This is a genomic window from Acinetobacter sp. CIP-A165 (genome assembly GCF_000367985.1).
GTDB lineage: Bacteria > Pseudomonadota > Gammaproteobacteria > Pseudomonadales > Moraxellaceae > Acinetobacter.
Map to the genome: position 1 here is coordinate 1,416,932 of NZ_KB849202.1, position 13,534 is coordinate 1,430,465.

Annotated in this window: 11 protein-coding genes; 3 read left to right on the forward strand and 8 right to left on the reverse strand. The window is 39.9% G+C overall.

Going from position 1 to position 13,534, the window contains the following annotated elements; all coding sequences use genetic code 11:
• Window positions 1-568: 568 nt before the first annotated feature.
• The gene (locus F991_RS12215) at window positions 569-1,582 is read left to right on the forward strand and encodes an isopenicillin N synthase family dioxygenase (protein WP_004671753.1); all 1,014 of its coding nucleotides are present in this window, start codon (window positions 569-571) and stop codon (window positions 1,580-1,582) included.
• 39 nt (window positions 1,583-1,621) lie between these two features.
• Here the strand turns inward: F991_RS12215 and F991_RS12220 are convergent, their stop codons facing one another.
• Together F991_RS12220 and alc are read right to left on the reverse strand one after the other, a co-directional pair.
• Window positions 1,622-2,125 carry an ureidoglycolate lyase gene (locus F991_RS12220; RefSeq protein ID WP_004671755.1) on the reverse strand — a complete coding sequence of 168 codons (504 nt, stop codon included), beginning with the start codon at window positions 2,123-2,125 and terminating at the stop codon, window positions 1,622-1,624.
• Window positions 2,126-2,380: 255 nt separating this feature from the next.
• Window positions 2,381-3,385: an allantoicase gene (gene alc, locus F991_RS12225; protein WP_004671757.1), complete on the reverse strand. Its 1,005-nt coding sequence runs from the start codon at window positions 3,383-3,385 to the stop codon at window positions 2,381-2,383.
• Between the two features lie 161 nt (window positions 3,386-3,546).
• Here alc and F991_RS12230 point away from each other — a divergent pair, with 161 nt between their 5' ends.
• Together F991_RS12230 and hpxO are read left to right on the forward strand one after the other, a co-directional pair.
• A complete protein-coding gene (locus F991_RS12230) occupies window positions 3,547-4,257 on the forward strand; it encodes a FadR/GntR family transcriptional regulator (RefSeq protein WP_034595562.1) in 711 nt (236 codons plus the stop codon).
• A 232-nt stretch (window positions 4,258-4,489) separates the two neighbouring features.
• Window positions 4,490-5,647 carry an FAD-dependent urate hydroxylase HpxO gene (hpxO, locus tag F991_RS12235; RefSeq protein ID WP_004671761.1) on the forward strand — a complete coding sequence of 386 codons (1,158 nt, stop codon included), beginning with the start codon at window positions 4,490-4,492 and terminating at the stop codon, window positions 5,645-5,647.
• A 128-nt stretch (window positions 5,648-5,775) separates the two neighbouring features.
• On the opposite strand, the gene F991_RS12240 is transcribed toward hpxO, so the two are convergent.
• From F991_RS12240 to F991_RS12265, 6 genes are all read right to left on the reverse strand, one after another.
• Window positions 5,776-7,071: an OprD family outer membrane porin gene (locus F991_RS12240; RefSeq protein WP_004671762.1), complete on the reverse strand. Its 1,296-nt coding sequence runs from the start codon at window positions 7,069-7,071 to the stop codon at window positions 5,776-5,778.
• Between the two features lie 178 nt (window positions 7,072-7,249).
• Window positions 7,250-8,623 carry a nucleobase:cation symporter-2 family protein gene (locus F991_RS12245; RefSeq protein WP_004671764.1) on the reverse strand — a complete coding sequence of 458 codons (1,374 nt, stop codon included), beginning with the start codon at window positions 8,621-8,623 and terminating at the stop codon, window positions 7,250-7,252.
• 46 nt (window positions 8,624-8,669) lie between these two features.
• Window positions 8,670-9,005, reverse strand: a complete 336-nt coding sequence (uraH, locus tag F991_RS12250; RefSeq protein ID WP_004671767.1) for a hydroxyisourate hydrolase — start codon at window positions 9,003-9,005, stop codon at window positions 8,670-8,672.
• The gene (gene uraD / locus F991_RS12255) at window positions 9,005-9,505 is read right to left on the reverse strand and encodes a 2-oxo-4-hydroxy-4-carboxy-5-ureidoimidazoline decarboxylase (protein WP_004671769.1); all 501 of its coding nucleotides are present in this window, start codon (window positions 9,503-9,505) and stop codon (window positions 9,005-9,007) included. Before uraD ends, uraH begins: the two co-directional genes overlap by 1 nt.
• Window positions 9,506-9,733: 228 nt before the next feature.
• Window positions 9,734-12,157: a glucose/quinate/shikimate family membrane-bound PQQ-dependent dehydrogenase gene (locus F991_RS12260; RefSeq protein ID WP_004671771.1), complete on the reverse strand. Its 2,424-nt coding sequence runs from the start codon at window positions 12,155-12,157 to the stop codon at window positions 9,734-9,736.
• Between the two features lie 17 nt (window positions 12,158-12,174).
• On the reverse strand, window positions 12,175-13,503 hold the full coding sequence (locus tag F991_RS12265) for a carbohydrate porin (protein WP_004671774.1): 1,329 nt from the start codon (window positions 13,501-13,503) through the stop codon (window positions 12,175-12,177).
• Between the last annotated feature and the right edge of the window lie 31 nt (window positions 13,504-13,534).

Consider the following 13,534-nt stretch of genomic DNA (forward strand, 5'->3'; position numbering starts at 1 on the left):
AAGCCAAACATTGGCTTTGTCCCCAAAAGAGGAACAGCAAACGCTGTAGAGCAATGTCCCGTGTGAAAGTACACACTGACCGCTTATACTCAGTAAAGATTTAGCAAACACCATGCCAGTATTTATTTAATCTTTATTTTTCAATAAAATAATCCAAAATAATTTATTTTAGGTTGTCATCCATCACCTATTTTTAATCGAATACTATTTTCAAGTAGAGATAATTTTTAATCAAACTCAAAAACGCACCATTCTAAAACATCATAATGCGCAAAAAAGAATCATAAAATCAAATTTTGATTTTTCATTCACCATTTAGCTTTATTTCTATCCATTAAATATCTTCACAACAGCATATTTTAAATTTGGTATAAAAAATGCTTATATCAATGAGGCAGAGTAGAAGCGTTCAGCATATATAGTTGATTCGACATATATGTGGGTCATTGCTCAGAAATAAGCTCATTTTCTATTGATTTAGAAAGTGCTGCTCTTTTTTGAAAAAATGATCCAGTCTCTTTCATTCAATTTGATTGGGTCATGGTTTATCCAAAAATTGAGGTGAAATATGAATAGCGCAAATATGACCAACTTAACTGACGATCACTACAACTTAGAAGAGTTACAAAAAGAAGTGCGTATGGGTGCTTTAGGTCAAGAAACCTTTGAAAGAGAAATTCGGGTGATTGATTTATCAGACTTTGAAAAGCGTAAATATGAAATTGCAGAGCAACTTTGGAGTGCTGCAACAGATATAGGTTTCTTTCAAGTCTCTAATCACGGTATTGATCTTGCCCAAATTCACAATGCTTTTGACATGACAAAAAAGTTCTTTGATCTTCCTGAACACATCAAAGCACAATATCCTCTAAATCGAAATGCAGGCTGGGAAAGCAAAGCACAAATTCGCCCATCGACCAGTACGCCCGATCAAAAAGAATCCTATCAAATTACGCGCCCACGTATGGCAGGGTTGTATCCTAGCGAACAGGAATTACCAGCATTTAAGACCACAATGCTTGAGTTTGAAAAAGCATGCTGGCAAGTGGGTATGAAAATTCTATCTTGCTTCGCTTACAAACTCGGTTTTGCAGATGATTTCTTTGCACTCGCCCACGAGCCTGATCAAGAAAGCTATCAAAGTACCTTACGCATGTTGCATTACTATGCGCTTGATCCTGCTTTGAAAGATCAACTCGGTTTATGGCGAGCAGGCGCACATACTGATTTTGATTGCTTAACCTTACTGTTTCAACGTAAAGGTCAAGGTGGTTTACAGGTTTGTCCAGGTAAAGACATGGAACAACAGCAATGGACCAGTATTGAACCACGTGATGATGTGATTACTTGTAATATTGGTGATATGTTGATGCGTTGGAGCGATGATCAACTTCCATCTAATTTTCACCGCGTTAAAAACCCTAAAGCCAATGAATATCAAGGTGCGCGATATAGTTTGGCATTCTTCTGTCAGGCGAATGAAGATGTAATCATTGAAAGTCCAAAGAAAAAATACCCAGTAATCACTGCAAAGGAATATTTAAAACAACGAATTAGTGCGAATTTTGAAGGGAAATATTAAACACTGATACAGTCAGAGATTCACAATCTCTGACTGTTGCTACTCGACAACCCATTTCGATTGAGTCAAATGATACACATCGCAGTTCTTTCCCTCACCAATACGATCCACCACTAAAAAATCACTTTCAGCTTCTAATGTAATCAATGGATGATGCCAAACCCCTTGGCGATAAGTAACTCCCTGCTTACCATTAGTTATAAATGCATAGATTTGCTGTTCATCTGGTTGTGTTTGATCCATAGGCAAAGCCACAATAATGATAAATTTTTGCTGTTGTAATGGAATGAACGACTGTGAACCACAAGGATGACGCTCAAGCATATCAATTTTAAATGGAACTTCTGTTGCACATAAATTATGAAAAATACTCATACCTACCGCAGCATTTTCACCTGACACTTGTGCGAGAGAAAGTGCATGATAGCGCTCAGTTAAACCTTGGTTAATCGGAAAAAAATCATGGTTGTCTTTTTCAATCACATCACCAAAAGGTGCGAAGTTGGCTTGAGTTAAAGGCTGAATCTGGATGTTTTTTCTCATATATTGAACTTCACTTTATTTTAGCAGAACGAAACTTCGTAGATTTTGCCTCTCTAATTCAATGCATAATGAACATTTGCTATCGAGCTAGACGGCATGGATGCCGCCCGTTAGGCTGTGGCATCAAGGATGTGCCATCAGCCTAACGAAAGATTTTTGTTACTTTTGATCTTTCAAAAGTAAGCAAATACCAATACAAAAATGATCTGTTTTATCAAAACTTATATGACTCTGCTCATTACTGAAAAAACAATTTTATTCTGTGATTTTGCCCCACAAGCGAATCCGACTAATCCCCCCATCTGGAATCATATTGACACGGATATAGTTCACTTTCTGATGCCGCAAAATCTCAGCAATATATGCATGAATGGCATCCATCGATAATGGTTGCTGCTCCAATAAGAAAGACCAAAACATACTTTGAGGAATCAATTGAGCATCCGTTGCATCCTCAACATACGCTGCTTGTATCGAACAAAATGCAGGATAATTGCCTTTAAAATGCGCTGTATCAATTTCGATTTTTTCTACTTGTCCAGCTTGACCTAAAGCAATAATGCACCAGTCAAAACCAGGTTCACGGCGACGCTTGGTTTCCCAACCATCTCCCATATTGATGCCGCGATCTGGGCTGAGTAAATTATTTGGATGACCGTAATGCGCATCGCTAAATGCCACAATACGTCCACCATTTTTCAAAGCAATCAGATCAATTTGTTGAGTTGAATCTATATTTTCAAGGACGACATTTCCATACACGCGTAAGCGAGCAATCCCACCATCAGGGAAAATATTAATGCGAATATGAGTAATTTTTTGTGCTTCGCAATTAAAAAAATGATGATGGTCTGGAGATAAAACTGAATTTTCTAACAATGGAGTCCAAGTGATATTTTCCAATTGATCATCAGGTGCATAACACCCCTCTATTGAGGCGGAAGCAGGATAATTCCCTGTAAAAAAAGAAGTATCAATATCAAAGCCAGAGACTGTTCCTGTTACACCTAAACGAACGATGCACCAATCATAACCAGCTTCACGCTTACGACGTGTCTCCCAGCCATCCATCCATTTACCATGATCATCAAATTTACCTTCAATAAACTTGGCGGGTTCAGTTTGCAACATTCTTTCCGCACATGCGAAAAACTCATCAGAACAAGACACTATGCTCGCGCCAATACGCGCATCAGCTAAATTGGTTAAACCCTGTAAGTTATCTGGCAAAGTCACTGCTTTGGCAATATGCACCGTCATTGATCAATCCTAAAACATTTTATATGATTCATTATATGCAAAATCCAGTCCAACTGGTCTGACCTGTTATAAAAAATTTGCTTAATTTCAGTTTGAGTCAATCTAAAATTATGAATTTTGTGTAGAATCAAATTGATTATTTTATTTAGGTTAGACCACTGATGAGCCCACAAGCAATGCTCAATGGAAAATCATCTCAAGTGACTGAGCAAGCTGTGGAAGTCATCCATCAACGCATTCAACAAGGGACTTATGCGATTGGTTCGACATTACCCTCTCAACGTGATTTAGCGCTCCAACTCGGAATAAGTCGTGCTTCTTTGCGTGAAGCTTTGACACGTCTTGCCGCTTTGGGATTGTTGGAAATCAAGGCTGGTAAAGGGGTTTATGTCATTTCACAACACAGTAAAGCCGCTGAACAATGGGAAGGTGAACACCGCATTTCCTTAAAAGATTTCTATCAATTACGCTACGTACTCGAAGGATTTTGCGCCCTACTCGCCTGTGAATATCTAACAGAACAAGATAAATCGATTCTAAAACAGCATTATGAAGCACTCGCAAATGCAATCTCGGAACAGAATTGGCAAGCAGCTTCCGAATTTGATTATGCCTTTCATCAACATATTATCGAATTAAGTCATAATCAGTCGATTATTCAGACACTTAAAATGCACACTGCATGGATGAAAAAAAGCCAGATCCTCCCTTTTGTCCAACCTAATCTTGCCTTTAAAACCATTCAAGAACATGATGTGATTTTACAAGCGTTATTTAAACAAGATGCTGTAGCGGCTGAGAAAGCCATGCAAGCGCATATCATTGGTGCTGCTCAACGTGCGGGTGTCTATTTTTCTCGGCATGAGCAATGATCTGATTCATTTAAGATAAATATAAAGCTATTTCTAAAACTAAATAATTCAAATTTTATTTGCGCACCACTTTGCCTCAAACTTTGAACCACAGCAACACACTCACCCCATTTCTGCTTTTTAATGAAGCACAATAACTGGTATGACCAGTAAAACCACATAGTAAAACTGGCATGCTTCTCGCTTAAGACTGTTTAGAAATTTTATATTTTTAACAATCAGGGTCTAAACGATGAATATTGCGATTATAGGCGCAGGTATGGGCGGTTTAACTGCTGGTATCGCTTTAAAAAAATTTGGCCATCAGGTTACGATCTACGAACAAGCAGCAGAAATTCTACCTGTAGGTGCAGCGATTTCGCTATGGTCAAATGGGGTGAAATGCTTAAACTACCTTGGCTTGACTGATCAAATCCAAGCTTTGGGTGGACAAATGGAGTCGCTGGCATATGTCGATGGAATCGCGCATCAGACCATGACTCAATTTAGCTTAACACCTTTATACAAAGAAGTAGGACAACGTGCCTACCCTGTCGCTCGTGCAGATTTACAACAGCTCCTCATGCAACAGTTTGGTTTAGACGATATTAAACTCGGCATGAAAATGACCGAAATTGAAAATCATCCTGATCATGTCAACATTCATTTTGCAGATGGCTCTCAAATAACGGCCGATTTATTGATTGGTGCAGATGGCACCCACTCCGCCACCCGTAAGTTTGTATTGGGTCATCAAGTCGAACGACGATATGCAGGCTATGTCAACTGGAATGGTTTAGTCGAAATCGACGAAAACATCGCTCCAGCGCAACAATGGACGACCTATGTGGGTGAAGGAAAAAGAGTTTCTCTCATGCCCGTTGCCCAAAATCGCTTTTACTTCTTTTTCGATGTACCTATAGAAATAGGTCTACCAAATCAACGTGATCAATATAAAACTGAGCTGAAAAAATATTTTAAAGACTGGTGCTCACCTGTACATCAACTGATTGATTGCTTAGATGAACAAAAAACCAATCGAGTTGAAATCCATGATATTGAGCCTTTTATGAATTTTTATAAAGGTCGGGTGGTTTTACTCGGTGATGCAGCACACAGTACCACACCTGATATTGGTCAAGGCGGTTGCCAAGCTATGGAGGATGCCATTTACTTGGCACGTGCTTTGCAGATAAATACTTTTGGTTTAACTGATGCACTAGAACGATACCAAAACAAACGTAATGATCGTACTAGGGAAATGGTTTTTCGTGCGCGTAAACGTTGTGATGTGACCCACATGAAAGATCAAAAAGTGACTGAGGAATGGTATCAATCACTTTATCAAGAACAAGGTTCACACATCATGCAAGGAATTATTAGCAATATTGTTGGAAATCCATTAGATTAATAAAAGAAAGTTTTAACTCCCCCCTTAATTGGGGGCTTTTTTTATCTCAACGCTTTTCAAGCAATCGCCAAAAAGACCATAAAAAAGCCCATTTCATATCTGAAATAGGCAATTGGGATAAGCAGACTTTAAAACTTATAGCTCAATGTAAATCGATTTTGTAGAAAGTCTTTTTCATAGCGTGGTGAAGTTTGGATACCAAAGAAATTACTAACGCTAAAACCTTGTAATGCGCCAGTAAAATTATAAATACCAAAGATCATATATTCAGACTGATTACGACTCGCAACCTTGTTAGACTCTTTTAAATCCATAAAAGAATATCGAGCACCAGCAATCACTTGATCTGTAAGCTTTCCTTCCAAAGAAGTCATGAAAGCATTTCCTGCGCCTAGGTCTTGGGTACTGGTAAAAAATGGCTGAGCAAAAATTTCACCTGATGAGGTTTTAGTCGCATAAGGCGTTAGCAGAGCACCGTTTAAATAACGATCTGTATGCGGTTTAATATAGTTATATGCAACTTTTAGATTGGCTTTTGGCAAAATTTTAAACGCCGCCTGAACACCAAAAATTTGGCTATCTACCTCTCCAGCTAAAGCTTTACCTTGATCTTTTCCTGAAATATATTGCAGTGAAAGTTCAGGTGTATATTTGAGTTTAGGCAATGAAAGATCTGCTTGTGTATAAATTAAACGGGTATAGTCATCATAGTGTTGATACCAAATCTGCGCTTTAAGTTTTTGATCTTCAGCCAAATCAAAACGCTTCCCTATACCAACTGACCATACGCCATCGGTTTCAATATTCGCATTTTGACGGGTACTTTTGCTAAATTCATCATCAGCATAACTTTTGAATTTATTCACTTTGGTGAGACGCAAGAAATCAGTATTGTTACCCACCTGAACATCGGCGGCTTGATACAAAGCCATCAAAATTCGTCGGTCTGCATAATCCCCCATAAACGGTAAATTAAGACGCTGATTCCCGATCGTAACGCGTGCTAAATCATTCTTCCATGTGATGTAAGCTTCAGCCAAACCATCACGATCTTCTTTTAATTCAGAAACTTCATCATTGTTGTTTTTCTCGTCTAAACGGCGTTGTAGATCATAACCAATTGCAGCTTGCACCCCATACAATGGCGCTGTTTCATATTTAAGATAGCCTCCAATTGCGACAGTATCTTGGTTTAAATTATTGACAAAATATCCATTATTTAAAGAATAATAAGCTGATTTCACAACGCCATGCACTGCCCCACAGCCAAACATTTGTTGCACAGTTTTGACTGAATTGTCCTGAACGCTACAGTCCTGATCCAATTGAAACAGCCCATTTAAACTAGTATCTGCTGCCCCGCTTTGCATCGCTGCACTCATTGCGAACACCAATATTGCAGATTTTAAAGTCAAATTTCTCATAAAATTTCCCCGATAATGTCATTCAAACAGTGATTTAAATCTATTCAAATAAATTTTGTTGTGTTTTAACTTTTGCAAAGCCAAAACTCCCCTAGACCTATTCAAAAATGAATAAGCGACGTTGAATGGTGAATGATTAAAAAATGTTACGGTTTTGGAAAATAAATAAAACCTGCCATCAATGCCCTGAGTTGACAGGCAATGTAGCGTCCTCAACTGATTTTTTGGTAAAAGGTAAATGGTGAAATAAAATATTCAACAAAATGGCAGTAATACATGCCGAGCTAATTCCTGAATGTAATAAGGTCCCGACCCATTTTGGAAATTGTGCATAGAACTCATGGTTTGCAATTGGGATCATGCCGATTGCCAATGACGTTGCGACAATAATGAGATTCTTGTGATCGTTATAATCTACTTTTGCTAGAGTACGGATACCACTGGCTGCCACAGTGCCAAACAAGACAATACCAGCACCACCTAAAACAGGCATTGGAATCGCTGCCACTAAACGCCCGACAATCGGTAATAAACCAAGTACCACCAGAATCCCACCTGCTGTTGCCACCACAAAACGACTTTTTACCCCTGTGATCGCGACTAACCCTACATTTTGCGCAAATGCGGTTTGCATAAATGAACCAAAGATTGGGGCAACTGCACTAGACAACATATCTGCTCGTAAACCATCACCGATACGTTTTGCATCCACTTTGGTTCCAACGATTTCCCCAATCGCAATAATATCGGCTGTGGTTTCCGTCATAATCACTAAAGTTACAATCACCATCGAAAGAATGGCGGTAAATTCAAACACTGGCATGCCAAAATGAAAGAAATGAGGAAAAGCGAACATTGAACCGTTAGCGACTTTGGAAAAATCTGCAAATCCAGCCAATGAAGCGAGTACTGTACCTAAAACAATCGCAATTAAAATCGCCAGACGACGCATGAGCTGACTCTTTAACATACTGAAAATAATCACAATCGCTAAAGTCATAGCAGCTAAACCAATATTTACTGGATCTCCCCAATTTTCAGCTTTCTGGTTTCCCCCCATCATCCAGCGAATCGCAACTGGTAATAACGAAATACCAATCATGGTAATCACACAACCTGTCACCACAGGTGGAAAAAAACGAATAATTTTTGAAAAGAATGGTGCGAGTAATAAACCAATCAATGAAGCAACAATCACCGCGCCAAACGCTGAGGCTAATCCCCCACCTGTGGTGACAATGGCTAAAATCGTTGCAACGCCTGCAAAAGATACACCTTGGACAATCGGAAGTTTTGCGCCAAAATGTTTAAAACCTAAGGTTTGCAACATGGTTGCGATACCACCAACAAAAAGTGCGGCAGCAACCAATAGTCCTATTTCCGAAGCCTGTAACCCTGCGGCAGCACCAATAATAAGTGGTGGTGCAATGATCCCACCATACATGGTCAGCACATGTTGCAAGCCATAAATGACGTTTTTATTCATTCCTAAATATTGGTGTTCTGCAGAAACGGTTGCACCCGTATCTCTGTGCTTTTTATCGTCGTGCATGGTGGTCTTTCCTCAATCAAAATTTATATTTTCTTCATTGCTTGTATTAACTGCCGCGATAGGTGGAATAAGAAAATGGGCTGATCAATAAAGGCACGTGATAATGTTGTTGAATGTCGTTTACCTTAAAATCGATACACACTCTGGGATAAAAGCTTTCAACCTCTAGAGATTGAAAATAATCATCAATGTGGAAAATGAGTTGATACTTGCCGTGTGTAAATGAATCAATATCAAATGCTTTAATACGACCATCAACATCTGTGAGTTGTTGATCCATCAAAACATAGCCGAGAGACGTTTCCTGCAATAATTCAACGACAACACCCGCAGCAGGCTTTCCCAGTGATGCATTTAAAATATGTGTACTAATACCCGCCATTATTGAATCTCCTGCTTTAAGCGAATTAATGCGATTTCACTGAGTTGTTGTTTGACTTCAAGCTGTTCTTGCTCGGTTGTGTTTTCTAAGCGGCGGTTGAGTTCTGCTAACATTTCCGAACCTGAACGTCCTGCGGCCCGAATTAAAAAGATATGACCAAATTTGTGCTCATACGCTAAATTGCCCTGATACAGTGCCTGTTGAAAATCATGCTCCGTATCAAGCTGAGCTTGTTCTTTTTGCGAAAACTGTTGCTCTTTTTCAGATAATGTCATGGCAGCTTTTTTCTCACCAATTCTTGGATGCTGTGCAAGCGACTCTGAGATTTCAGACCATTGCCATGTTTGGGCATGTAAGGCAGCGGTTTGATATAATTCATCTGCTGAAACAAAAGGACGTTGCATAACAATACTTTGAATCCAAGATGGGATAAGCACACACGGCTTTAATGCGTCCATCGCTTGCTCAACTTTTAATTGATTGAATTGATCTAAATCCATGTTTGCTCCAATTTGTGACACTGTCTGACTGGTCTGACCAGATAAAACATATGAAGCAATGAACATGCCAATTCAAAAGGCTTCGTTCATAAATCCTTTTATTTCTCTCAATGGAAAAAATACGAAGAAAGTGCCCTTAATGATGAAAGGGTCTAAAGAAAATATTTTTGAACAATAAAAAAGCTGCAATAGAAAATCTATTGCAGCTTTTTAAAGATTAAATTGAACTTAATCTAGGCTATATGCAATCACATAATCACCATGATCAGGGGATTGACGAGCACCACCCGCGGTAATCATCACGTACTGTTTACCATTTTTAGGTGAAACATAACTAATCGGTGTGCCTTGGCTACCCACTGGCATCCGTGACTTCCACAACTCTTTCCCTGTAGACGAATCAAGTGCACGCAGATAGTAGTCTTGCGTTGCAGCAAAGAATACTAAACCACCTTGTGTCGCCATTGGCCCGCCAATCGTCGGCATACCAATCGGTACTTTCAGCCCCATTTTGATCCCCATAGGTCCAGTATCTTCTACTGTCCCCATCGGTACTTGCCAAGCAATTTGACGTGTACGCATATCAATTGCGGTCATCGTACCGTAAGGTGGTTTTTGACATGGGATATTGAACTTCGACCAAAAGCGATCTTTGTTTACTTTATATGGTGTACCTTTCATCGGTACTGCACCCATACCTGTATTGACCTTTTCACCGCCACTTGCTTCCAGCGCTAAATCTTCTGGTGTTTGCTGAATTAACTGAATCCATAAACCCAAGCGCATATCATTAACAAACATGTATTGATGGCTAGGATCAAAAGCGATGCTACCCCAGTTCATCCCACCCAAAGAACCCGGAAAACTTAAAGATACATCTGTTCCTGGTGCAGTAAACAAACCTTCATAGCGCATCGACTTAAAGTTAATACGACACATCAGTTGATCAAATGGTGTCGCGCCCCACATATCCGATTCAGTAATTGTTTGATTACCAATTTGCGGCATTTCTACTGAACGAGGTTGCGTCGGGCTATATTGCTCATTAGGAATATCGGCAGGTTTAACAGGCTGCTCAATCACTTTTGTTAAAGGTTTTCCTGTTAGCCGATCAAGTACAAAGAACTGACCTGATTTTGTTCCAATTACCACCGCAGGCTTATTTGTTCCGTCCGTCATTGGGAAATCAACAAGACTCGGTTGCATCGGCAAATCAAAATCCCATAAATCATTATGGACGGTTTGATAAACCCATTTCTCTTTACCTGTGGTTGCATCTAAAGCCAATACTGATGAATTGTATTTATGATCCAAAGGTTGGCGATTACCTCCCCAGACATCAACAGATGAGCTACCCATTGGCAAAAATACGGTATTCATCTCAGGATCATAAGATAATGCAGCCCATGCGTTAGCAGAACTCCGCTTATATATTTCACCTTCTTTAAGCATATAATTTGGATCAGGATTACGTGGATCAAATACCCAACGCAATTCACCTGTAATGACATCGTATGCACGGATTACCCCACCCGGCATGTCTGCAGCAAAGTTATCAGCAATACGGCTACCAACGACCAAGACAGACCCTGCCACAGTGGGTGCTGAGGTGACTTGGAAACGTGGTGCTTTAGTGCCCTCACCTAAACCTTTATGCAAATCAACCGTGCCATCGACACCAAAATCTTTACAACGCTCTCCCGTATCCGCATTCACCGCGATTAAACGTCCATCAGGAGTATTGGTATAAACACGACGTAAACATGCAGTATTGGTTGCAACCGTTTGTACAGGTGTAGCACCCGCTAAACTTGGTTGTTGAATGGGTTGAGTTGTATCGAAATAAGCAACACCGCGACAACGTTCCCAAGCATCCGCCTTGGAGTTAACCTCTGCCTTCCAGATTTGTTTACCAGAATCTGCTTCTAAAGCAAAAATATTGTTATGTGGTGTACATAAAAAGACTTTATTTCCAACTTGCAACGGCGTCATTTGATCTTCTGCACCATTGCCCGAACCCGTTGTAAAGTCACCTGTGCGAAAGCGCCACGCTTCTTTTAACTGATGGACATTGTCACGGGTAATTTGATCTAAAGCTGCGAAGCGACTCCCTCCTGCATCTTGACCATAATGTTGCCAATTGGTTTGCTTCATATCTGTTTGAACAGGCACCAACGGTAATTGTTGTCCCGATGCAGCAACGGTTGGATGGGGTTGGAACATTTGATAAAAACCAATGATCATACCAACAACAGTCAATGTTCCTACAGCATAAGCTGGTAAATCAGCACCCGATTGAAATTGATAACGGCGAATTGATGGCAGGGTAAACATCAATGCAGCAAAAATACCTGCTGGGAACATTAGGCGCGAGAATAGCGGCCAAAACTCCCAACCTGCATCAATCAAAGACCAAATAACCGTACCGACAAAAACGATCGCAAATAACCAAACACCCAAGACTTTACGCTTAAAAATGAACAGTGCAGATGCCAATGTTAATAGCCCTGCAATCATGAAATACCATGAACCGCCGAGAGCAATCAGCTTTCCACCACCAATGGTGAAAAATAGTCCGGTAAGCAATAAGGCGAGACCTAAAATAAAACACCATATTTTTAATATGGTATGACTGTTGGTAGATTCTGACATGGGGTCATACTCCTAAATTAAAAATTCACTCGCATGCTCAATCCAGCAACCCAAGCATCATCCACCTCTTTCACACCCGCAGGTTGATGGATATATTGTAGATTTGGTCGTAACATAATTGCTGGTGACCATTGATAGGTATAGTTCAATTCAACATTGAGCTCATCTCGTTGAACAGGAACATAATCTGCTGCGAATGCATCATATTGGTCGTAACCACGACTATGATTGATATCGATTTGACGATCTTTATAACGATCATTGACTATGTAATTTGCGACCCCCAAACCAATCGAGTCATTTGGTCGTTGATCAAAAGCACCCTTGTACCAAAGGGCAAGTTGTTGTGTACTTCGCACAGCAGTCGTGTCTTTATCGTTTACGACGACATTAACACTGGTATACAAACCACGTTTTGGATCATCGCCCTTCTGTATCAATTGTTGTTGCGCATTAAGCCAAAAGCTATGTTTGCTATCATGCACTTTATCTGCAATCGCGATGTTATTTGCCTCAGCAGTCGAATATAGTGCGCCAACTTTATATTCACCTGCCAAACCATTAAATGCCGCCAATTTAGGTTTCCAAGCCAGCTCTACTGGTATAGTTGCCCCTTTGACGTTATTCATATCCAAGTTAAAACCATCACTATTTTTATCGGTTTTAACGTTATCAGGATTAACTTCATAAACACCGACACCGAGCGTCCACTCAGGTGCAAACTGGTATTTCACATTTGCACCCCACAGACCGACTGGTAGGTTGTACCAAATTGAGCCAATCGATTTACCGAGTTGGCTTCCACATAACAATAAATTTTGGAATTCACATTGAGAACCATTAAAGTCCTCAGACATGCCCATACGACCAATTTTGAATTGAACCGTATTATCAACAAAACCTGTTTTAATCCATGCCTGCGATAAACGCCAGATTTTGCCGCGACCATAGATTTCTTGCGAGTTGCTTAATGCACTTGAGCGTGGGTCTTTAATCCTTTCCAAAGTCAGAGCATTACCATCACGCTTGGTAATTAAAATATTTGCCGTGGTATCTTCCCAACCGAGTATTTTATTTAAATCAAAATTTGCACCTAAAGAAAGTTGTGCCGCATTCTCAAAACTATTGCTATCGTTATAACCACCATCCAAATTGGTTGCTGCTTGACTCATGATCGATGCGGTAAACTTATAACCCTCTTGTTCCAGTTGTTGGCGTTGACCATTCCAATTACCCAATAACCATTGACGATCTTGCGACCACGGTTGATCTGCAAAAACCTGCTGTACAGACAAAATTGAAAATGCCAGTACCGTCGTTTTAAATAAAAGTGAATGCTGTTTCATCGATAAATTCCTTGTCTTTCTAATCTAAGTA

Excerpts from the sequence above, each read along its gene's own strand:
- F991_RS12215 (WP_004671753.1), top strand. The coding sequence starts at position 569 with ATGAATAGCGCAAATATGACCAACTTAACTGACGATCACTACAACTTA.
- F991_RS12220 (WP_004671755.1), bottom strand. The coding sequence starts at position 2,125 with ATGAGAAAAAACATCCAGATTCAGCCTTTAACTCAAGCCAACTTCGCA.
- alc (WP_004671757.1), bottom strand. The coding sequence starts at position 3,385 with ATGACGGTGCATATTGCCAAAGCAGTGACTTTGCCAGATAACTTACAG.
- F991_RS12230 (WP_034595562.1), top strand. The coding sequence starts at position 3,547 with ATGAGCCCACAAGCAATGCTCAATGGAAAATCATCTCAAGTGACTGAG.
- hpxO (WP_004671761.1), top strand. The coding sequence starts at position 4,490 with ATGAATATTGCGATTATAGGCGCAGGTATGGGCGGTTTAACTGCTGGT.
- F991_RS12240 (WP_004671762.1), bottom strand. The coding sequence starts at position 7,071 with ATGAGAAATTTGACTTTAAAATCTGCAATATTGGTGTTCGCAATGAGT.
- F991_RS12245 (WP_004671764.1), bottom strand. The coding sequence starts at position 8,623 with ATGCACGACGATAAAAAGCACAGAGATACGGGTGCAACCGTTTCTGCA.
- uraH (WP_004671767.1), bottom strand. The coding sequence starts at position 9,005 with ATGGCGGGTATTAGTACACATATTTTAAATGCATCACTGGGAAAGCCT.
- uraD (WP_004671769.1), bottom strand. The coding sequence starts at position 9,505 with ATGGATTTAGATCAATTCAATCAATTAAAAGTTGAGCAAGCGATGGAC.
- F991_RS12260 (WP_004671771.1), bottom strand. The coding sequence starts at position 12,157 with ATGTCAGAATCTACCAACAGTCATACCATATTAAAAATATGGTGTTTT.
- F991_RS12265 (WP_004671774.1), bottom strand. The coding sequence starts at position 13,503 with ATGAAACAGCATTCACTTTTATTTAAAACGACGGTACTGGCATTTTCA.